The 20,534-nt window shown below is 52.2% G+C and carries 18 protein-coding genes and 1 pseudogene; 18 read left to right on the top strand and 1 reads right to left on the bottom strand.

The features are described from left to right. Nucleotides 1-98 precede the first annotated feature (98 nt). Nucleotides 99-1,361 (top strand): 3-isopropylmalate dehydratase large subunit, encoded by a 1,263-nt coding sequence (leuC, locus tag G614_RS0125885; protein WP_027644176.1) that lies wholly within the window; start codon nt 99-101, stop codon nt 1,359-1,361. A gap of 44 nt (nt 1,362-1,405) precedes the next feature. After that, the gene (leuD, locus tag G614_RS0125880; protein WP_027644175.1) at nt 1,406-1,891 is read left to right on the top strand and encodes a 3-isopropylmalate dehydratase small subunit; all 486 of its coding nucleotides are present in this window, start codon (nt 1,406-1,408) and stop codon (nt 1,889-1,891) included. A gap of 127 nt (nt 1,892-2,018) precedes the next feature. Here leuD and G614_RS0125875 read toward each other — a convergent pair whose 3' ends face one another. Then, complete coding sequence (locus G614_RS0125875; RefSeq protein WP_027644174.1) at nt 2,019-2,906, bottom strand: LysR family transcriptional regulator; 888 nt, start codon at nt 2,904-2,906, stop codon at nt 2,019-2,021. A gap of 168 nt (nt 2,907-3,074) precedes the next feature. Here G614_RS0125875 and G614_RS0125870 point away from each other — a divergent pair, with 168 nt between their 5' ends. The 16 genes and pseudogenes from G614_RS0125870 to G614_RS33290 form a co-directional block, all read left to right on the top strand. Then, nucleotides 3,075-4,352: a serine dehydratase subunit alpha family protein gene (locus G614_RS0125870; protein WP_027644173.1), complete on the top strand. Its 1,278-nt coding sequence runs from the start codon at nt 3,075-3,077 to the stop codon at nt 4,350-4,352. A 2-nt stretch (nt 4,353-4,354) separates the two neighbouring features. After that, nucleotides 4,355-5,548, top strand: coding sequence for a dicarboxylate/amino acid:cation symporter (locus tag G614_RS0125865; protein WP_027644172.1), 1,194 nt, complete (start codon nt 4,355-4,357; stop codon nt 5,546-5,548). A gap of 175 nt (nt 5,549-5,723) precedes the next feature. Continuing rightward, nucleotides 5,724-7,154, top strand: coding sequence for an amidohydrolase (locus G614_RS0125860; RefSeq protein WP_027644171.1), 1,431 nt, complete (start codon nt 5,724-5,726; stop codon nt 7,152-7,154). 94 nt (nt 7,155-7,248) lie between these two features. Beyond that, nucleotides 7,249-8,004, top strand: coding sequence for a MerR family transcriptional regulator (locus tag G614_RS0125855; protein ID WP_027644170.1), 756 nt, complete (start codon nt 7,249-7,251; stop codon nt 8,002-8,004). Between the two features lie 114 nt (nt 8,005-8,118). Beyond that, nucleotides 8,119-9,237 carry a BMP family protein gene (locus G614_RS0125850; RefSeq protein ID WP_027644169.1) on the top strand — a complete coding sequence of 373 codons (1,119 nt, stop codon included), beginning with the start codon at nt 8,119-8,121 and terminating at the stop codon, nt 9,235-9,237. Between the two features lie 90 nt (nt 9,238-9,327). Then, nucleotides 9,328-10,857: an ABC transporter ATP-binding protein gene (locus tag G614_RS0125845; RefSeq protein ID WP_027644168.1), complete on the top strand. Its 1,530-nt coding sequence runs from the start codon at nt 9,328-9,330 to the stop codon at nt 10,855-10,857. Then, complete coding sequence (locus G614_RS0125840; protein WP_027644167.1) at nt 10,850-11,878, top strand: ABC transporter permease; 1,029 nt, start codon at nt 10,850-10,852, stop codon at nt 11,876-11,878. The genes G614_RS0125845 and G614_RS0125840 overlap by 8 nt, the downstream gene beginning before the upstream one ends. Then, nucleotides 11,872-12,813, top strand: a complete 942-nt coding sequence (locus tag G614_RS0125835) for an ABC transporter permease (RefSeq protein ID WP_027644166.1) — start codon at nt 11,872-11,874, stop codon at nt 12,811-12,813. The genes G614_RS0125840 and G614_RS0125835 overlap by 7 nt, the downstream gene beginning before the upstream one ends. 470 nt (nt 12,814-13,283) lie before the next feature. Further along, nucleotides 13,284-14,705, top strand: coding sequence for a [FeFe] hydrogenase H-cluster radical SAM maturase HydG (hydG, locus tag G614_RS0125830; protein WP_027644165.1), 1,422 nt, complete (start codon nt 13,284-13,286; stop codon nt 14,703-14,705). Between the two features lie 59 nt (nt 14,706-14,764). After that, nucleotides 14,765-16,000: a [FeFe] hydrogenase H-cluster maturation GTPase HydF gene (gene hydF, locus G614_RS0125825; protein WP_027644164.1), complete on the top strand. Its 1,236-nt coding sequence runs from the start codon at nt 14,765-14,767 to the stop codon at nt 15,998-16,000. Between the two features lie 226 nt (nt 16,001-16,226). After that, on the top strand, nt 16,227-17,366 hold the full coding sequence (nagA, locus tag G614_RS0125820; protein WP_027644163.1) for an N-acetylglucosamine-6-phosphate deacetylase: 1,140 nt from the start codon (nt 16,227-16,229) through the stop codon (nt 17,364-17,366). Between the two features lie 176 nt (nt 17,367-17,542). Next, complete coding sequence (gene rimP / locus G614_RS0125815) at nt 17,543-18,010, top strand: ribosome maturation factor RimP (protein ID WP_027644162.1); 468 nt, start codon at nt 17,543-17,545, stop codon at nt 18,008-18,010. 41 nt (nt 18,011-18,051) lie between these two features. Continuing rightward, entirely contained in the window at nt 18,052-19,218 is a 1,167-nt protein-coding gene (gene nusA, locus G614_RS0125810; RefSeq protein WP_027644161.1) for a transcription termination factor NusA, read from the top strand. A 34-nt stretch (nt 19,219-19,252) separates the two neighbouring features. After that, the gene (gene rnpM, locus G614_RS0125805; protein ID WP_002569337.1) at nt 19,253-19,525 is read left to right on the top strand and encodes an RNase P modulator RnpM; all 273 of its coding nucleotides are present in this window, start codon (nt 19,253-19,255) and stop codon (nt 19,523-19,525) included. After that, nucleotides 19,515-19,850 (top strand): L7Ae/L30e/S12e/Gadd45 family ribosomal protein, encoded by a 336-nt coding sequence (locus G614_RS0125800; protein ID WP_002569336.1) that lies wholly within the window; start codon nt 19,515-19,517, stop codon nt 19,848-19,850. The genes rnpM and G614_RS0125800 overlap by 11 nt, the downstream gene beginning before the upstream one ends. Further along, nucleotides 19,837-20,534 (top strand): annotated as a pseudogene (locus G614_RS33290) (translation initiation factor IF-2); the annotation flags it as partial. The gene G614_RS0125800 and the pseudogene G614_RS33290, both read left to right, overlap by 14 nt.

Raw genomic sequence — 20,534 nt, 5'->3', positions numbered from 1 at the left:
GTATTTTTATTATAACAATACATATGCTAAAATGTAAAGCACGGATGATATAATTTCAAAGAATTAATAGAGAAGGATATTGAAGGAGGAAATAAGTTATGGGAATGACCATGAGCCAGAAAATCCTGGCTGCCCACGCAGGACTTGAGGAAGTGAAGGCGGGACAGCTCATTGAGGCGGATTTGGATTTAGTGCTGGGAAATGACATCACTTCTCCGGTTGCCATCAACGAGATGAAGAAGATGGACAGGAAGACCGTGTTTGATAAGGACAAGATTGCCCTGGTTATGGACCATTTTATCCCTAACAAGGATATAAAGTCGGCTGAGAACTGCAAGTGCTGCAGGGAGTTTGCCTGCCGCCATGAGATAACCAATTATTTCGATGTGGGAGAGATGGGAATTGAGCATGCCCTTCTTCCTGAAAAGGGACTGGTGGTAGCCGGTGACGCGGTCATAGGCGCGGACTCCCACACATGTACATACGGAGCGCTGGGAGCATTTTCCACGGGGGTGGGAAGCACGGATATGGCAGCCGGCATGGTGACCGGCAGGGCTTGGTTCAAGGTGCCCTCTGCCATTAAATTTGAGCTGGTGGGCAAGCCCTCCAAGTGGGTCAGCGGCAAGGATGTAATCTTACATATTATCGGCATGATTGGTGTGGACGGAGCCCTGTATAAGTCCATGGAGTTCGTGGGGGAGGGAATCAGGAACCTTTCCATGGATGACCGCTTTACCATCTGCAACATGGCAATCGAGGCAGGAGGAAAGAACGGAATCTTCCCGGTGGATGAACTGGCCGCCGAATATATGAAGGAGCATTCAAAGCGCGGGTTTACCGCATATAAGGCGGATGAGGACGCGGAGTATGATGAGACATATGTGATTGACTTGTCCGAGTTAAAGCCCACCGTATCCTTCCCCCATCTTCCTTCCAATACCAGGACCATTGACCAGGCAGGGGATGTGAAGGTGGACCAGGCGGTCATCGGTTCCTGTACCAACGGACGTATAGAGGACATGAGAATCGCGGCGGAGGTATTAAAGGGCAGGAAGATTGCCAAGGGTGTGCGCTGCATCGTGATACCGGCTACCCAGTCCATCTACCTTCAGGCTATGAGAGAAGGGCTTCTGGAGATTTTCATTGAGGCGGGAGCCGTGGTGAGCACACCTACCTGCGGTCCGTGTCTGGGAGGCTACATGGGTATCCTTGCAGCCGGAGAGAGATGTATTTCCACAACGAACCGTAACTTTGTGGGACGTATGGGACACGTGGATTCAGAGGTATATCTGGCCAGCCCGGCCGTGGCTGCCGCAAGTGCCGTGGCGGGAAAAATCATCTGCCCGTGCCGGCTGGATTAACGGAATAAAGGCAATATCATTGTGAAAGGAAAAGGAGACTGAACATGAAAGCATGCGGACACGTTTTTAAATACGGTGACAATGTGGATACGGACGTCATCATCCCGGCCAGATATTTAAACGCCACCCAGGGCCATGAGCTGGCAAAACACTGTATGGAGGATATTGACAGGGAGTTTGTGAATAAGGTCCAAAAGGGAGACATCATTGTGGCCAACAAGAATTTTGGCTGCGGTTCCTCCAGGGAACATGCGCCTATGGCCATCAAGTGCGCGGGAGTGAGCTGCGTTATTGCGGAGACATTTGCCCGTATCTTCTACAGGAATTCCATCAACATCGGCCTTCCCATCATAGAGTGTGCGGAGGCGGCCAGGTCCATTGAGGCAGGGGATGAGGTGGAAGTTGATTTTGACAGCGGAATCATTACCAATAAGACAAAGGGAGAGACTTATAAGGGGCAGTCGTTCCCTCCCTTTATGCAGAAAATCATATCGGCAGGCGGCCTGGTGAATTATATTAACGGACAATAGAAAAGGAAGAAAGCAGCCAATGTGCGGCAGGGAGAATATACTCCCTTCAGAATGAAATTCTGACGCGCGGGGCTGCTTTTTTGCGGAGGAGCACGCCTGACGCAGATATCAGGCACTCTATTCACAATTAATTACGCAGCGCAGTACTGGCCAGACGTAGAAAAGCATCCATCTCCCTGGTGACCCACTTATCCTTGTGGTAAACAATCTGACGCCAGGTCCTCATGTAGAAATCCCTGACATCCAGCACGGCCAGCCCGCCATTGATAATATCCCTGTGTATGGTGAATTCCGGAAGAAAGGAAACCCCCAGGTTCTTTCTCAGCAGGCTGATGATGAATTCCGTGTTCCCAATCTCCAGAAAGGGGTGTATTTCCTTGCCCTGGGCAGCCAGGTACTGGTCCAGGATGAAACGGTAGCTGGCGTTTTTCTCAGTGAGGATGAAGGGCTGGTCTATGACCAGGTCCAGGTCCAGGCTGTCCATCCCCACAAAGGGGTGGCTGGAGGAGGTGACGAACACGATGTCCTCCGGCTCCTCCAGGACTTTTATCCATTTGCTGTCATACATACGCTTATCCAGGAAATACACTATATCAATGGCATTGCTGTTCATCATCTCCAACAGCGTCTCAGGGGAGTCGGTGATGAGCCTTATGTTGACCTTGGGGTAGAGCCGGTGGTATTCCCTTAACAGCTCCGGGAATATGGTGGCGCAAATGGATTCAATGGTCCCCAGGCACAGGCTTCCGGTAAGCTCTGATACATGGGTGACCGCATCCCTGGCATGTTCCAGCTCCTTCATGACAGAGACCGCGTGTTCATAGAACAGGGCTCCCTGATGGGTCAGGGTGGTCTGTTTGCCGATGCGGTCGAAGAGATGGACGTTCAGCTCCTGCTCCAGCTGCTTGATTTGGATGGTGACAGCTGCCTGGGAATAACCCAGCTGTTTGGCTGCCTTGGAAAAGCTCTTTAACTGTGCCACCTGGATAAAGGCGGCAATCTCCCGTAGCTCCATATTATGTGCTTCCTTTGCCTATATAAAAATATTTAAACGATATCATAAAAACATTAAATTTTACAACCATATGGTTTTATGGTACATTAATGTTAATCAGAAATCAATACAAAATGTATAGTAATTTTCCGGATAATCAATTAAAATGGGAAAGGAATTACAATCATTATGGAGAAAACAAATGTTAAGTACGGAGCTTATGTTCAAATTCTGAAGGAGGAGCTGCTTCCGGCCATGGGATGTACAGAGCCCATTGCCCTTGCCTATGCGGCCGCCACAGCCAGGAAAGTGCTGGGGGAGCTGCCGGACCGTGTTGTGGTGGGAGCCAGCGGAAGCATCATCAAGAATGTGAAGTCAGTTATCGTGCCTAACACGAATCATCTGAAGGGCATTCCGGCAGCAGCAGCAGCGGGAATCGTTGCGGGAGATTCGGACAAAGAACTGGAGGTGATTGCAGAAGTTACACCAGACCAGACCGGACAGATGAAGGAATTCCTGGATAACACGGAAATCAGGATGGAGCATGTGGATAACGGCATTACCTTTGATATCATCGTGACTCTGTATAAGGGGGATTCCTACGCAAAGGTCCGTATCGCCAATTATCATACCAATATCGTGCTGATTGAAAAGAATGGGGAGATTCTTAAGCAGGTAGAGGTGGCAGGCGAGGAGGAGGAAGGTCTGACCGACAGAAGCCTGCTCAACATGGAGGATATCTGGGATTTTATCAATACGGTGGACATCGAGGACATCCGGGAAGTATTGGACCGCCAGATTAAGTACAACTGGGCCATTGCACAGGAGGGTTTAAAAGGGGATTATGGCGCCAATATCGGCTCTGTCCTTCTGGAAATGTCTGGAAATGATGTCCGCACCAGGGCGAAGGCCATGGCCGCGGCAGGCTCTGACGCCAGGATGAATGGCTGTGAACTGCCGGTCATCATCAATTCGGGAAGCGGCAACCAGGGTATCACTGCCTCTGTTCCCGTGCTGGTATATGCGCAAGAATTTAAGGTGGATGAGGATAAGAAGTACAGGGCTCTGGCCCTGTCCAACCTGACGGCCATCCATCAGAAGACGCCCATTGGCAGGCTTTCCGCTTACTGCGGGGCTGTCAGTGCCGGTGCAGGCGCCGGAGCAGGTATTGCTTACCTGTGCGGCGGCGGTTTTGAGGAAGTCGTACATACGGTTGTGAACGCCCTTGCCATTGTGTCGGGTATTGTCTGCGACGGAGCAAAGGCTTCCTGCGCGGCCAAGATTGCCTCGGCAGTGGATGCGGGAATTCTGGGCTACAACATGTATATACGCGGTCAGCAGTTTTACGGGGGAGACGGCATCGTCACCAAGGGTGTCGAGGCCACACTTAAGAACGTTGGTCGCCTTGGAAAAGAAGGGATGAAGGAGACCAACGAGGAAATCATAAAAATCATGATTGGAGAATAGGTATGAAAAAAATAACAGGCAGTTTACCGTTTCGGTTGCTTTTGGGCGTTATCCTGGGCATCATATTCGGTCAGTTGGCCGGGAGCGGCCTTATGCATGTTGTTGTGACAATCAAATACATCCTGAACCAGGTCATTGTTTTCTGCGTGCCGCTTATCATCATCGGATTCATTGCCCCTTCCATCACAAGGCTGGGCAACAATGCATCCAAAATGCTGGGAGTTGCGATTATAATTGCCTATGTTTCGTCTATCGGAGCAGCCCTTTTTTCTATGACAGCAGGTTTCCTTATGATTCCTCACCTGTCTATTGCCACTGAGGTGGAGGGGTTAAAGGATTTGCCGGAAATCGTGTTCCAGCTGGATATACCTCAAATTATGCCTGTGATGAGCGCCCTGGTGTTCTCGCTGCTTCTGGGCCTGGCCGCCACATGGACCAAGGCCTCGGTGATTTCCCAGGTGCTGGAGGAGTTCCAGCAGATTGTGCTGTCCATTGTTACCAAGGTGGTAATTCCCATCCTTCCTGTGTTTATCGCGTTTACATTCTGCGCCCTTTCCTATGAGGGGACCATTACAAAACAGCTTCCTGTGTTCATACAGGTGGTCATCATTGTCATGATTGGTCATTACATCTGGCTGGCCCTGCTGTATGCCATCGGCGGCGCCTATTCAGGCAAGAATCCGCTGGATGTCATAAAGAATTACGGACCTGCCTATATTACCGCGGTAGGTACTATGTCGTCTGCGGCCACACTGGCCGTTGCCCTGCGCTGTGCCAAGAAATCACAGCCGCCTCTCAGGGATGATATGGTGGACTTCGGCATTCCGCTGTTTGCCAACATCCATCTGTGCGGTTCTGTTCTGACAGAGGTTTTCTTTGTAATGACCATATCAAAGATTCTTTACGGAACCATTCCGTCCCTGGGAACCATGATTTTGTTCTGCGCCCTTTTAGGCGTGTTCGCCATCGGAGCGCCCGGTGTTCCAGGAGGTACGGTCATGGCTTCACTGGGTCTGATTACTGGCGTGCTGGGATTTGACGAAACGGGAACAGCCCTGATGCTTACCATCTTTGCCCTTCAGGACAGCTTCGGAACCGCCTGCAACGTGACCGGTGACGGGGCTCTGACCATGATTCTTACAGGCTTTGCCGAGAAACATGGAATCAAGAGGCAGAAGATTGAAAGCGGGCTGTGATAGGCCTGTGTATTTATAAGATATACTAATATGAATATAGTAATTTATAATAAAAACAAAATTGATCTTGAAGCTATAGTGACTATAGGATATATAATGGGTTCAAGAGCCAAGCGGAAAGGACCGGCTAGCCGGTCCTTTTTGCAGCATGATATTTCCGAAAGAGAGGTAAGGAATGGACAAAAAGATTCTAATTAAGAATGCAAAGGCAATCGTGTCCTGTGACGGGGAAGACCGGGTTTACAGGGACGCGGACATGCTGATTGAGGGGCCAAAGATACTGGCAATCGGTAAGGACCTGATGAATGGAGGGGACCCGGCGTCAGGAAAAAATCTGAATCAGGAGGACGTCCGGGTAATCCGGGCAGAGGGAAAGTTCGTGTATCCGGGCCTGATTAACACCCATCATCATTTTTTCCAGACCTTTGTGCGCAATCTCATGACCATTGACTATCCCAACATGATGGTGATGGACTGGATTGATAAGATTTACCGCATATTCCAGAACATTGATTCCGACGTGATTTACTACTCTACCCTTACATCCTTTGCGGATTTGATTAAACACGGCTGTACATGCGCCTTTGACCACCAATACTGCTACACCAGGAAGACCGGCAAGTCATCGGTGGACCGCCAGATGGAGGCGGCAGAGCTTTTGGGCATCCGGTACCACGCCGGAAGGGGGACCAACACCCTTCCCAGAGGTGAAGGAAGCTCCATTCCCGACAATATGCTGGAGACAACGGATGAGTTCTTAAAGGACTGTGACCGGCTGATTGGACTGTATCACGATTCCGGGCCCTTTTCCATGAAGCAGATAGTCATGGCGCCCTGCCAGCCCATTAACTGCCGCAGGGATACCTTTGCCGAGACCGTGGTCATGGCCAGGGAGAAGGGGGTCAGGATGCACACCCATCTGGGCGAGGGAGAGAACGAAGGCATGATGGCCCGCTGGGGCAAGCGCACCATGGACTGGTGTGAGGAGATGGGATTTATCGGTGAGGATGTATGGTACGCCCATGACTGGGAAGTGACAAAGGAAGAGTATAAGGTTCTGGCAGCCACCGGAACAGGGGTTTCCCACTGTCCGGCACCGGCCGTACTGGGCGGCTTCCCGATTCTCAATATAAAGGAAATGCAGGAAGCAGGCATTCTGGTGAGCCTGGGGTGCGACGGTTCCGCCACCAATGACAGTTCCAATCTGCTGGATGCCCTGCGCATGGCTTACCTGATGCAGGCATACCACACCAAGGAGAGAGGGGGATGCACCTCCGCTTATGATATGTTAAAGGTGGCCACCGTAAACGGGGCAAAGACCCTTGGAAGAACCGACCTGGGGTCCCTGGAAGCGGGAAAAGCAGCGGACCTGTTCATGATTGACACAGAGACACTGGAGCTGGCGGGAGCCCTGCACGACCCGAAGAACCTGCTGGCAAGAGTGGGACTTACCGGACCGGTGTGGATGACGATGATTAACGGAAACATTGTTTACAAAGAAGGCATCCTGAAAGGCGTGGACGAGAGAAAGCTGGCCCTGGAGGGAGAGGCTGTTTGTACAAGGGTCATCCGGGAGCCTCACAGCGCTTACAGGGATTTTATTTGACAGGGAATTTATCTGACAGGGAATTTATCTAATAGGGAATCCGGCATCAAATCTAACGGGGAATCTGGCAGGAAAAAGGAAAGAAGGTTGGCAGGTGAAGGAATATTTTTCTATCGGGGAATTGGCGGAGCTATTCGGGCTTAACATACAGACACTGTACTATTATGACAGCGTCGGAATCTTTTCCCCCAGGGAACGCAATGAGAAAAACGGGCGCAGAAAGTATGAGTTTGACCAGATATACGAGCTGGCAAAGGTGTCCTATATGCGCCGTCTGGGCTATTCCCTGGAGGAAATCAAGAAATCCAGAACCAGCTTAAACTCCAACAGGGCTGTGGACATCATGAAGCAGCGCTCCCAGGAGCTTCGCAGGCAGTGGCAGGAGCTGCTCAACATAGATGAGGCCATCCAGAGGAAAATCCAGTTCATGGAACAGGAGATGGATGGAATCCGCCTGGATGAGATTGCGGTGAAGCATTTTGAGGACCGGAAGTTTATTTCCATAGGCGACGAGGAGCTGCTGTACAGGGAAAATTCCTTTTACTTTTATCCCACCATTGCCTTTTATGAGGGGGACCGGAAATACTTTGGGGCCTACCTGTATCCGGACGATGAGGAGATACCAGAGACCATACACCAGTCCAGAATCCAGATTATCCAGGGAGGCGACTTCCTCTGCGGATACCATCTGGGCGGATACGAGGGAGTACCGGATACCATCCGGCGTTTGAGGGAGGCCAGGCCGGACCTTGAGCTGGGGGCTCAGGCCATTAATTTTAATATTCTGGATCAGTTCGTGGAAAGTGATAATGAAAACTTTATCACCGCCATGCAGATTCGGGTGTTATAGATTCACATGACTGATGATTCAGTACCAATTATGCAGTACCGACTATGCAGTACCAACTATGCAGTACCAAAGAGGAAACATGAAAAATCTATGGAAAAAGGAAGGGGAAGAGACATGAAAAACAGAATGCGTTTAGCGGCAGCAGCCCTGGCATTATCCATGGCAGGCTTTGGCCTAACCGGATGCAGCGGGGAAACAAAGGAGACAGCGGCAAAGACAGAGGCAGCAGATAAGCAGGCTGGGGGCGCCCAGGCCGGAGATACCCAGGCAAAAGGGGACCAGGCCGAAGACGGCCGGGCGGAAGGGGGCCAGACAGCGGACGGCAAGACATACAAGGTGGCCCTGTGCCTGTCCGGCGCGGCCAATGATATGGGCTGGTGCCAGTCAGCCTATGACGGGCTTAAGCTTCTGGAGGCGGATTACGGCTGTGAGGTGACCTATACGGAGAATCTGACACCGGATGACATTGAGGCTGCTTTTGCGGATTATGCGGCCAGCGGATATGACGTGGTCATCGGCCATGGATATGAGTTCGGGGACCCGGCAGTGGACGTTGCGGAGCAGTATCCGGATACAAAATTCATTGTGACCGAGGGCGAGGTGTCTGCTGACAATGTGGCCTCCTATGTGTCAAAGTGTGAGGAAGGCGGATACATCATGGGAATGCTGGCAGCCGGCATGTCCGAGAGCGGCAAGGTGGGCTTCATCGGACCGATTCAGGGCGCGTCCCTTGTGAAAATCATGAACGGATTTGAGGACGGGGCAAAGGAAGTAAACCCTGACATCCAGGTACAGACCGCATGGACCGGTTCCTTTACCGATACGGCCCTTGGCAAGGAGGCCGCCCAGGCCATGATTGATAATGGCGCGGATGTAATCGGACACTGTGCCAACGAGTCGGGAACAGGAGCCATCAATGCGGCAAAGGAAGCAAAGGTCTACGCCACAGGCGATTCCTATGACCAGAATGACCTGGCGCCCGACACCATCCTTTCCTCATCTGTTTACCATATCCCTCAGGTGATTGAGGCGGCCTTTAAAACCGTTGCGGACGGAACCTTTGAGGGCGGCATCTACCAGCTGGGAATGGCAGACGGGGCAGTGAGCGTTGCTCCTTACCACAATCTGGATTCCGCTGTTCCCGATGAACTGAAGCAGAAGATTTCCGATAAGATTGCGGCAATTGAATCCGGAGAGTTTGAAGTACCATGTGATACCAAGCCCAGAGCATAAGATATTTCCTGAAAGGGGCCTGCATCAAACCAACCGCAGCAGAGCGTGTCCGGGGGTGCGGGCCCTGTTTAGAAAGAAAGGATGGAACGGATGCCATTACTTGAGATGAAGCATATAACCAAATCCTTTGCAGGCGTGTATGCCAACGAGGATGTGGACCTGTCTGTGGAGCAGGGGGAGATACATGCGCTGTTAGGGGAAAATGGGGCTGGCAAAACCACCCTTATGAACATTCTGTTTGGCATTTACGAGGCGGACAGAGGGGAAATCTGTTTTAAAGGCGAACATGTGGAATTTAAGTCGCCCGGTGAGGCGATTGCCAGGGGAATTGGCATGGTCCACCAGCATTTTTCCCTGGTTAAGAAAATGACGGTGCTGGACAATGTGATGCTGGGACTGAAAGGGGAGGGCATCGTGGCGGACCGGAAGTCGGCAAGGGAAAAACTGACGGGCCTTGCCGCAACCTACGGCCTCTCGGTGAACCCGGAAGCGCCTGTCCATACCCTTTCCGTGGGAGAGCAGCAGAGGGTGGAGATTCTTAAGGCCCTGTACCGGGATGTGAGCCTGCTGATTCTGGACGAGCCCACCGGCGTTCTCACCCCCCAGGAAACGGAGAATTTCTTCGGGGTCTTAAAACGGCTGCGGGATGAGGGATATGGAATCATCATCATCACCCACCGGCTGGGGGAAATCATGGATATCAGCGACCGGGTGACGGTGCTGCGGGATGGCCGGAAGGTCAAGAGCCTGGTGACAAAGGAGACAACGCCGGAGGAACTGTCTGCCTGCATGATTGGGCGGGAGCTTAAGAAGGGAAGGGAGATAAGGGAATCCGCTGCCGGGGAGGCGGCCTTAAGCCTTAAGGATGTGTGCCTTCACAAAAAGCACAGCACCAAGATGTCCTTAGACCACGTAAGCCTTACAATCCGCAGGGGAGAAATCCTGGGAATCGCGGGCGTGGAAGGCAACGGACAGAAGGAACTGGCCGAGGTAATAACAGGAATCCGCAGGATAAACAGCGGACAGATGGAATACCAGGGAAGGGATATACGAAAGGACAGCGTAAAGGAGCGGTTTCGGGCCGGCATCTCCTATATTTCCGACGACCGTCACGGCGACAGCCTGGTCATGGACATGACGGTGGAAGATAATCTGATATTAAGGGACTTTGACCGGGAACCGTTTTCGAGGAAAATGGTGCTGGACTACAGACAGGCGGAGAAGAGAGCCCGGGAGGCCCTGGTTGAATACAACATCAAGACCTCGGGTAAAAGCGGCATCAAAACACCGGTAAAGCTGATGAGCGGCGGAAACCAGCAGAAGGTCATACTTTCCAGGGAGATATCTGAGAAAGCCGGCCTGATTGTGGCCAGCCAGCCCACAAGGGGACTGGATATCGGAGCCACCCAGTTTGTCCATGAAATCCTTCTCAGGCAGAGGGATGCAGGCAGATGCGTCCTGCTGATATCAGCTGACCTGGATGAAATCCTGGGAGTAAGCGACCGCATCGCGGTCATGTATGAAGGCCGTATCATAGGGCTCCTGAACCGGGATGAGGCAGATGTACATAAGATTGGCCTGCTGATGGGCGGTATTGCTAAGGAGGCGGCAAATGAATAGGAAATCAAAGATATTTGAGATAGCGGGCATCGGACTCATCGCAGTGGCCGTGTGGACGGTTCTTATCATGCTGTCAGACGCAAGCCCGGCAGAGGCTTATGCCATGTTCTTTAAAGGCATATTTGGAAATTTAAACGGGTTCATGGAAGTGTTTGTAAAGGCAACTCCCCTGATTTTTACGGGTCTGGGATGCGCTGTGGCGTTTAAAACCGGCTTTTTCAACATCGGCGCGGAGGGACAGTTTTACATAGGGGCCCTTGCCTCTGCGTGGGCGGCCCTTACCTGGACCGGGATTCCCGGGGTACTCCGTATCCTGTGCGCCATCTTAACGGGATTTGTCTTTGGAGGTCTCTGGGCGCTGATAGCAGCCATGTTTAAGGCAAAGCTGGGGATATCGGAAATCATTGTAACCATTATGCTGAATTATATTGCCATCAATTTCCTGGGTATTGCAGTCAGGACCTTCCTCATGGATCCGGCAGGAAGCATACCCCAGTCGCCCAAGCTGGACCCTTCCGTCACCCTTTACCGGTTCTTAAAGCCCACCAGGCTTCACGCGGGCTTTATCATCGCCGTGCTCATGGTGTTCCTTGTCTGGTTTATCCTGGAGAAGACAACGGTGGGATATGAAATCAAGGTGGTGGGATTCAACAAGCGGGCCGCTGCCTGCAATGGAATCTCTGTTGTCAGGAACATCATCATTTCCGCATTCTTAAGCGGCGGTCTGGCGGGAATCGCAGGAGCCGTGGAGGTCATGGGCGTGCAGAGAAAGCTTCTGGAGGGAATCTCCGGGGAGTGCGGATACACAGCGGTGCTTATTGCCCTTCTGGCCGCCAACCATCCCCTGGGCGTGCTCTTTGCTGCCATCGGGTTTGCAGCCCTGGAGGTGGGGGCGAATTCCATGCAGAGACAGATGGGAGTGCCGTCAGCCATTGTCAATATCCTGGTGGGGCTGATTGTGCTGCTGATTCTGGGCAGGGAGTTGTTTAACAGGAAGAGAAAGGGGGAAAAACCATGCTAGCGCAAATCATGACCGTTGGTTTCGTGACGGCCCTTCTGACGGCTTCCGTAAGAATGGCGGTGCCCCTGATTTACGCCGGACTGGGGGAGACCATATCCGAGAAAGCGGGAATCCTTAATATAGGCATGGAGGGTGTCATGCTGGGCGGAGCGTTCTTCTCCTTTGCGGGAACCTTTTATTCCCGCAGCCTGGCCATTGGCCTTTTGTGCGGCATGGCAGGCGGGGCAATGGTCAGCGCCATCCACGGGCTGCTGTCCATCAGGCTGGCCCAGGACCAGTCTGTCAGCGGAATCGCCATCAATATATTCATGGCCGGAGTCACCAGCTTTCTCTATAAACTGATGTCAAGCGGCCATTCCTATCAGCAGATAGAACCGTTTGCCAAGCTTAAGATTCCCTTTCTGGGGGATATACCCCTGATAGGAAACGCCCTGTTCAGCCAGGATATACTGACATACGGGGTCTATGTGCTGGTAATCCTGGTCACCCTGTTTTACAGCAGGACATCAAAGGGAATGGCCTTTGCCGCAATCGGGGAGAACCCCAGGGCTGCGGATTCAGCCGGTATACCCGTACGCCGGTACCAGTGGGCGGCCGTGCTGTTAAATGGCCTGCTGGGAGGACTGGGAGGCGCGTATCTGGTTCTAGTGCAGGTGGGCAATTTTTCTGAGAACATGACATCAGGCAGGGGATACATAGCCCTGGCGGCAGTCATACTGGGCCGGTATGTGCCCTTTGGAATGATGGGTGCGGCCTTCATATTCGGCGCGGCCAATGCCCTTCAGATCCGCCTCCAGGCCATCGGTGTACCCCTGCCCACACAGGCCCTGGCCATGCTGCCCTACATCATAACCCTGGTTGCGCTTATGGGCTCCATCGGCAAAAACAGCGCGCCGGAGGCATTGGGTAAGCCGTATATCAGGGGAGCCAGGTAGGGGCCCCGCTCCTTCAGTTCCAAAGCGTTGCGGAAATGAGACAAAGGAATGCTGGATAATCTTTACGGAATAATGATTGACAGTCCCCCTGGCCTGTAGTAAGATAAGAAAAACGGATGTGCGCCACGGTACACAGTACTGGTATCTGCGCTGACAGGCCTGTCTTACGGCAAGTGCCTCACAGCAAAGCGGCGGCAGCAAATCCCATAGCAGGATATGTGATTGACTGACCTGAAGCAGGGCTGAAGGGGAAGGCGGGGACACAGATGTGACAGTATGTTCAGGATACGCCTTTTTGGCGTATCCTTTTTTACTTTATTATCGTGAGGTATCATATGGAAACAAGAATTGTGGTGATTGGCTCCAATATCGGTAGCTGATAAAACTATATAAATCATCTGACGGGGAAGTGTTACCGGAGGCCGCCATGGCCATGGACCCTGACCCGGCAAGAAAAGGAGAGGAAGAACATGAACTACGACCCAAAATCACCCCATGCAGAGGAATTCATCCATCACGGGGAAATTGAAGAGACCCTTGCCTACGGGGAGGCAAACCGCACCAACAGGGAACTGATTGATGAGATTCTGGCAAAGGCCAGGGAGCGCAGGGGCCTGACCCACAGAGAGGCCATGGTGCTTCTGGATTGCGGCCTTGAGGACAAGAACCAGGAGATTTATGAGCTGGCGGAGCAGATTAAAAAGGATTTCTACGGAAACCGCATCGTGCTGTTTGCGCCCCTGTACCTGTCCAATTACTGCATCAACGGGTGCGTGTACTGTCCCTACCACGCCAGGAACAAGCATATCCCAAGGAAGAAGCTGACCCAGGATGAAATCCGCAGGGAGGTTATGGCGCTGCAGGATATGGGACATAAGCGCCTGGCCCTGGAGACGGGGGAGGACCCGGTGCACAATCCCATTGAATACATGCTGGAGTCCATTGACACCATTTACAGCATAAAGCATAAAAACGGCGCCATACGCCGCGTCAACGTGAACATAGCAGCCACCACGGTGGAAAATTACAGGAAGCTTAAGGACGCGGGAATCGGTACATATATCCTGTTCCAGGAGACATATCACAAGGAAAGCTATGAGAAGCTTCATCCCACGGGGCCGAAACATGATTACTGTTACCACACAGAGGCAATGGACCGTGCCCAAATGGGAGGTATCGACGACGTGGGCTGCGGCGTGCTGTTTGGCCTGGAGCTTTACCGGTATGAATTTGCGGGACTTTTAATGCACGCAGAGCATCTGGAGGCAGTGTTCGGGGTGGGACCCCATACCATCAGCGTGCCCAGGATACGAAGGGCGGATGACATTGACCCGGATTCCTTTGACAATGGAATCGATGATGACACCTTTGCCAAGCTGGTTGCCTGCATCCGCATCGCGGTTCCCTACACAGGCATGATTGTGTCCACCAGAGAGAGCCGGAAAACCAGGGAACGGGTGCTGCACCTGGGCATTTCCCAAATCAGCGGCGGTTCCAAAACAAGCGTGGGCGGCTACTTTGAACCTGAGCCGGAGGATGAATGTTCAGCCCAGTTCGATGTAAGCGACAACCGCACCCTGGACCAGGTGGTGAACTGGCTCATGGGAATGGGATATATTCCCAGCTTTTGTACGGCCTGCTACAGGGAAGGGCGCACAGGCGACCGTTTCATGTCCCTGTGCAAGAGCGGACAGATTCAAAACTGCTGCCATCCCAACGCCCTTATGACGTTGAAGGAGTATCTCATGGATTACAGCTCCGAGGAGACAAGGCGCATCGGTGAGGCGCTCATAGAGAAGGAAATCGGAAGCATACCAAAGGAGAAGGTGCAGCAGATTGTCAGGGATAACCTGGTGAAGATTGAACAGGGCGTCAGGGATTTCAGGTTTTAAGCGGGAAATTAACCGTGTAACTAATCGGCAATGAATCAGGGAAAGAGGAGCGGATGTCCATGGGAATGAACAATACGCCGGCATCGGACCGGATACATATTGGATTTTTTGGAAGGAGAAATGCCGGCAAATCCAGCGTGCTGAACGCGGTCACGGGCCAGGACCTGGCCGTGGTGTCGGACGTGAAGGGAACCACCACGGATCCTGTATATAAGGCCATGGAGCTGCTGCCTCTGGGCCCTGTGATGATGATTGACACGCCGGGCATTGACGACGAGGGCCAGCTGGGAAGCCTGAGGGTGAGGAAGAGCTATCAGGTACTCAACAAGACAGATGTGGCTGTGCTGGTGATGGATGTCTGTCACGGCCCGGCTCCGGAGGACTATGCCCTCCTGAAGAAGATAGGGGAAAAGCAGATTCCCTGCGTGGCAGTCTGCAACAAGGCGGATTTGGACGGGATTTTGGGTCAGAGACCGGAGGGGATTCCTGAATCGGTTCCCGTCCTGTCTGTCAGCGCCCATACCGGTCAGGGTATTACGGCGCTTAAGGAGTGTCTGGCACAACTGGGCAAGACCCAGGAGAACAGCCGGAAAATCGTGGGAGACCTGCTTTCCCCATCTGACCTGGCCGTACTGGTGGTGCCCATTGACAAGGCGGCCCCCAAGGGACGCCTGATTCTGCCCCAGCAGCAGACCATACGGGACATCCTGGAAGCGGATGCAGTGTCCGTGGTGGTCAGGGAAAACGGACTGAAGGGCACGCTGGCTTCTCTGGGGGAGAAGCCTAGAATTGTCATCACCGACAGCCAGGTATTTGCAAAGGTCAGTGCAGATACGCCGGCGGATATTCTCCTGACCTCGTTTTCCATTCTCTTTGCCCGCTATAAAGGCAGCCTGGAGCCCATGGTGCAAGGCGTCAGGGCTCTGGACAGCATCAGGAAGGGAGACAGAATCCTGATTTCCGAGGGCTGCACCCATCACAGGCAGTGCGAGGACATCGGGACCGTAAAGCTGCCCAGGTGGATACGGGAGTATACTGGAACAGAACCGGAGTTTGTGTTTGCCACAGGTACAGAGTTTCCGGATGAACTTGCAAGCTTCCGTCTGATTGTCCACTGCGGCGGATGCATGCTGAATGAGCGTGAGATGAAGTACAGAATGAAATGCGCCCAGGACCAGGGAATTCCCATGACCAACTATGGCATAACCATTGCTTACATACAGGGTATATTGAGGCGGAGCGTGGAACCATTTCCGGAGATAGCGGAGCTGCTGGACGGCAGCCGGGAAGGATGAGGGCGGATATAAGGCAGGGGCTGTGAAGCATATTTTATGTAATACAGGCTCCTGCTTTTTTGCGCTTTTTTCAGCCTATATATTCCGGAGATTATATATATCTTTTTAGTGGAAATAAAAATATTTTTTATTTTAAATAGTATATTGAAAAATATTTCTAACGTGATATACTTATAACTAAGGGAATTAATATAGAGAACACACATAGATGGAAGGAGAAGAAAGTATGAGGATTCAGGGTAAGAGAGTCTGGATAGCAGGACAGTTCATGGCAGCCCAGATGGAGATTGAGGACGGAGTCATCAGCCGTATCCATGAGTATGGTGCGGGAACGGCGGACCAGGATTACGGGGATAAGAGAATCGTGCCGGGCTTCATTGACATCCACACACACGGAGCATATGATTTTGATACAAACGACGGCCAGCCGGAAGGACTTCGCAACTGGATGAAGCGGATACCTGAGGAGGGCGTCACAGCCATTCTGCCCACCACCGTGACCCAGATGCCGGATGTGCTCACCAGGGCCGTGGCCAATGTGGCAGCTGTGGTGAAGGAGGGCTACGAAGGGGCGGAAATCCTGGGCATCCATTTTGAGGGACCGTTCCTGGATATGGAGTACAAGGGGGCGCAGCCGCCTGAGGCCATTGCGTCTGCATCCGTGGAGCAGTTTAAGAAATATCAGGAGGCAGCCGAGGGCCTTATCAAATATATCACCCTGGCGCCGGAGCGGGACCCGGACCATGCGCTTACCAGATACTGTTCCACCCACGGGGTGGTGGTCAGCATGGGCCATTCGGCCGCCACTTACGAGCAGGCTCTTTTGGGCATTGCCAACGGTGCGTCGTCCATGACCCATGTATATAACGGCATGACGCCTTACCATCACCGCAAACCGGGACTGGTAGGCACTGCCCTCAGGGTAAGGGATATCTACGGGGAAATTATCTGTGACGGATGCCATTCCCACCTGGCTGCCCTGAACAACTTCTTTACAGCCAAGGGACGTGATTATTCCATCATGATCAGCGATTCCCTCAGGGCTAAGCACTGCCCTCCGGGAGGACAGTACCAGCTGGGCGGCCATGACATTGAGATAGGAGAGGACGGACTGGCCCGCCTCAAGGGAACAGATACCATTGCGGGAAGCACCCTCAACATGAACAGGGGACTTAAGATTCTGGTGGAACAGGCACTGGTGCCCTTTGACACTGCCCTTAATTCATGCACCATCAATCCGGCCAGATGTCTGGGCGTGGACCACAGAAAAGGAAGGATTGCGGCCGGATGCGATGGAGATTTAGTGGTTCTGGATGATGATTACAGCGTACTCCAGACATGGTGCAGAGGACGTGCAATGCTTTGATGCAAGCCCCTGAACTGTCACGATTTAAAGGAAATTTTCGATAAAATCCTTGAAAATGCTTGCATTTACGGCGGCATGATGGTATAGTGTATACGATAACTAATGTAGATTACTGATAAAAGAGTGGACACCAGTCCACTCTTTCGTTTTGGAAAGACAGGAAAGGTGGTGGAACGATGGGAAAAAAGGAGAGCTATGAGAGCCGGGTGGAGAAACATCTCCTTCCACTGATGGAAGAGCATGGTTTTGAACTGGTAGACGTGGAGTATGTAAAGGAAGCAGGTACCTGGTACCTGAGGGCTTATATAGATAAAGAAGGCGGGATTGCCGTGGATGACTGTGAGGTCATCAGCAGGGCTTTAAGCGACTGGCTGGATAAAGAGGACTTCATTGATGACAGTTATATCCTGGAAGTCAGTTCGCCGGGATTAGGCCGTCCTCTTAAGAAGGAAAAGGACTTCGTAAGAAGCATGGGCAAGGATGTGGATGTAAGGCTTTACCGTCAGCTTAACAAGCAAAAGGAATTTACGGGCGCCCTCAGTGCATATGATGAAAATACTGTGACGCTGACCATGGAAGACGGAAGCCAGATGATATTTGAAAAAGCGGACATTGCCCTGATACGGCTTGCGCTGGATTTTTAGTTAGATCATTCACATGCTGAGACATGGATAGGAGGATAAACATGAACAAGGAACTGTTAGAGGCAATGGAGGTATTGGAGAAAGAGAAGAACATTTCCAAAGATACTCTCATTGAAGCCATTGAGAACTCTTTACTCACTGCCTGTAAGAACCATTTCGGAAAAGCCGATAATGTAAAGGTCACGGTGAACCCCAATACCTGTGACTTTGCAGTATATGCAGAAAAAGCGGTTGTGGAAAACGTGGAGGACGATTGTCTGGAGTTGAGCCTGGCGGACGCCAAGATGCTGAACCCCAAGTATGAGATTGGGGATACGGTACAGATTCCGCTGGATTCCAAGAAATTCGGCCGTATTGCCACACAGAACGCAAAGAACGTGATTCTGCAGAAGATACGCGAGGAAGAACGCAAGGCACTGTACAACGAGTATTTTATGAAGGAAAAGGATGTCATGACCGGCGTGGTACAGCGCTATCTGGGAAAGAACGTGAGCATTAACCTGGGCAGGGTGGACGCCATCCTCAATGAAAGCGAGCAGGTAAAGGGCGAGACATTCCGTCCGACGGAGCGCGTCAAGGTATATGTCATCGAGGTAAAGGATACGCCAAAGGGCCCCAGGGTTTCTGTGTCCAGGACACACCCGGACCTGGTGAAGCGCCTCTTTGAATCCGAGGTGGCCGAGGTCCGCGACGGTACGGTGGAAATCAAGGCCATTGCCAGGGAAGCAGGTTCCAGGACAAAGATTGCGGTGAAATCCAATGACGCCAATGTGGACCCGGTAGGCGCATGCGTGGGCCTCAACGGTTCCAGGGTCAATTCCATTGTTAGTGAATTAAAGGGTGAAAAAATCGACATCATTAACTGGGATGACAATCCTGCGTACCTGATTGAGAACGCGTTAAGTCCTGCCAAGGTCATCTGCGTTGTGGCGGACGAGGAAGAGCGGGAAGCACAGGTTATTGTGCCGGATTACCAGCTGTCCCTTGCAATTGGCAAGGAGGGACAGAACGCAAGACTGTCCGCAAGGCTTACGGGCTTTAAGATTGATATTAAGAGTGAGACCCAGGCCAGGGAAATGGGACTCTTCGAGCAGATGGGACTCCAGTACGGCGATACGTCGTCTGAGACCTATGAGGAAGAGCCGGAGGGATCAGAAAGCTACCAGGATTATGAAGAAAACTATCAGGAAGACGGAAGCGAACAGTAAAAAGGATACTCTGAGAAGGTTAGGAGTGATGTAAGTGAGCATGAAAAAAGTTCCGCTCAGGCAGTGCATTGGCTGCCAGGAGATGAAGAGCAAGAAAGAAATGATAAGAGTCATAAAAACCGCCGAGGATGAGATTATGTTGGATGCCACAGGCCGCAAGAACGGCAGGGGCGCTTACCTGTGTCCATCAATGGAATGCCTGAAGAAGGCAGTGAAGGGAAAGGGACTGGAGCGTTCCTTCAAGATGGCCATTCCCAAAGAGGTGTATGAAACTCTGGAAAAGGAGATGGAAGAACTTGGCAGATAACAAAAGGCTGTTAAGCCTGGTGGGCCTAGCGACAAGGGCCAGGAAGGTGGTCAGCGGCGAATTTTCGACGGAGAAATCAGTAAAGAGCGGAAAGTCCCATTTGGTAATCGTATCGGAAGAAGCTTCGGACAACACGAAGAAAAAGTTTACCAACATGTGTACTTACTATAAAGTCCCAATCTATCTGTTTGGAACAAAGGACGAACTTGGGCATGCCATGGGGCAGGAGTTCAGGGCGTCACTGTCAGTGGAGGATGCAGGTTTCGCAAAGTCAATGGTAGAACGAATGAATATAAACGGAGGTAGCTTGAATGAGAGTAAGTGAACTGGCAAATGAACTGGGCAAGACCAGTAAGGAGATATTGGAAATTATTAAGACTAAAGATAAATCAGCTGTATTGTATGCAGCATCGAATGTGACAAAGGATCAGGAGAATATTGTGCGCTCTTTTGCAAATCCTAAGAGGGACGCAAAACCTGCCGCACCGGAGCACAGGACGGAGGCTCCTAAAACAGAGGCCCCCAGAGTGGAAGCTCCAAGGACGGAAGCGCCTAAGACAGAGACTCCTAAGGCAGAGGCTGCCAGGAGCCAGGACAGCGCATCAAAGGGTGAGCCGGCTAAGAAGAAGCTGACAGCCGTGTTCCGCCCTCAGAACGCCCAGCAGCAGATTAAGCGTCCGGTTCCTCCGAAACCACAGGGAGGAAACCATGGTCATACGGCTCCTGCCCCGGCGGCAGCGCCACAGGCAGCACATACGACACCACAGGCAGCACATACGACACCACAGGCAGCTCCGGCTGAGCCTGCCAAACCACAGGTGCAGGCCCAGTCCGCGGATACGGTTTCAGAGAGAGCCGCAGCACCCCAGCCGTCCGCAGCACCCCAGGCAGGGGTTCAGGCCGGAACTCAGGCAGGAACCCAGGAAACTGCCCAGGACAGCCGCGATACAGCCAGGAGCCAGGGAGGCTATCAGGGAGGCCGCGACAATAACAGGAGCCAGGGAGGCTA

The sequence above is a fragment of the [Clostridium] clostridioforme AGR2157 genome (genome assembly GCF_000424325.1).
Lineage (GTDB): Bacteria > Bacillota > Clostridia > Lachnospirales > Lachnospiraceae > Enterocloster > Enterocloster clostridioformis_A.
Note: the sequence above shows the minus strand (reverse complement) of the source record. Positions and strands in the feature narration are given on the sequence as shown.

What these genes read in the sequence shown, in the direction of transcription:
- leuD (WP_027644175.1), top strand. Translation starts at nt 1,406, where the DNA reads ATGAAAGCATGCGGACACGTTTTTAAATACGGTGACAATGTGGATACG.
- rimP (WP_027644162.1), top strand. Translation starts at nt 17,543, where the DNA reads ATGGGAAAAAAGGAGAGCTATGAGAGCCGGGTGGAGAAACATCTCCTT.
- G614_RS0125875 (WP_027644174.1), bottom strand. Translation starts at nt 2,906, where the DNA reads ATGGAGCTACGGGAGATTGCCGCCTTTATCCAGGTGGCACAGTTAAAG.
- G614_RS0125845 (WP_027644168.1), top strand. Translation starts at nt 9,328, where the DNA reads ATGCCATTACTTGAGATGAAGCATATAACCAAATCCTTTGCAGGCGTG.
- G614_RS0125865 (WP_027644172.1), top strand. Translation starts at nt 4,355, where the DNA reads ATGAAAAAAATAACAGGCAGTTTACCGTTTCGGTTGCTTTTGGGCGTT.
- leuC (WP_027644176.1), top strand. Translation starts at nt 99, where the DNA reads ATGGGAATGACCATGAGCCAGAAAATCCTGGCTGCCCACGCAGGACTT.
- G614_RS0125860 (WP_027644171.1), top strand. Translation starts at nt 5,724, where the DNA reads ATGGACAAAAAGATTCTAATTAAGAATGCAAAGGCAATCGTGTCCTGT.
- G614_RS0125850 (WP_027644169.1), top strand. Translation starts at nt 8,119, where the DNA reads ATGAAAAACAGAATGCGTTTAGCGGCAGCAGCCCTGGCATTATCCATG.
- nagA (WP_027644163.1), top strand. Translation starts at nt 16,227, where the DNA reads ATGAGGATTCAGGGTAAGAGAGTCTGGATAGCAGGACAGTTCATGGCA.
- hydF (WP_027644164.1), top strand. Translation starts at nt 14,765, where the DNA reads ATGGGAATGAACAATACGCCGGCATCGGACCGGATACATATTGGATTT.
- hydG (WP_027644165.1), top strand. Translation starts at nt 13,284, where the DNA reads ATGAACTACGACCCAAAATCACCCCATGCAGAGGAATTCATCCATCAC.
- nusA (WP_027644161.1), top strand. Translation starts at nt 18,052, where the DNA reads ATGAACAAGGAACTGTTAGAGGCAATGGAGGTATTGGAGAAAGAGAAG.
- G614_RS0125835 (WP_027644166.1), top strand. Translation starts at nt 11,872, where the DNA reads ATGCTAGCGCAAATCATGACCGTTGGTTTCGTGACGGCCCTTCTGACG.
- G614_RS0125840 (WP_027644167.1), top strand. Translation starts at nt 10,850, where the DNA reads ATGAATAGGAAATCAAAGATATTTGAGATAGCGGGCATCGGACTCATC.
- G614_RS0125870 (WP_027644173.1), top strand. Translation starts at nt 3,075, where the DNA reads ATGGAGAAAACAAATGTTAAGTACGGAGCTTATGTTCAAATTCTGAAG.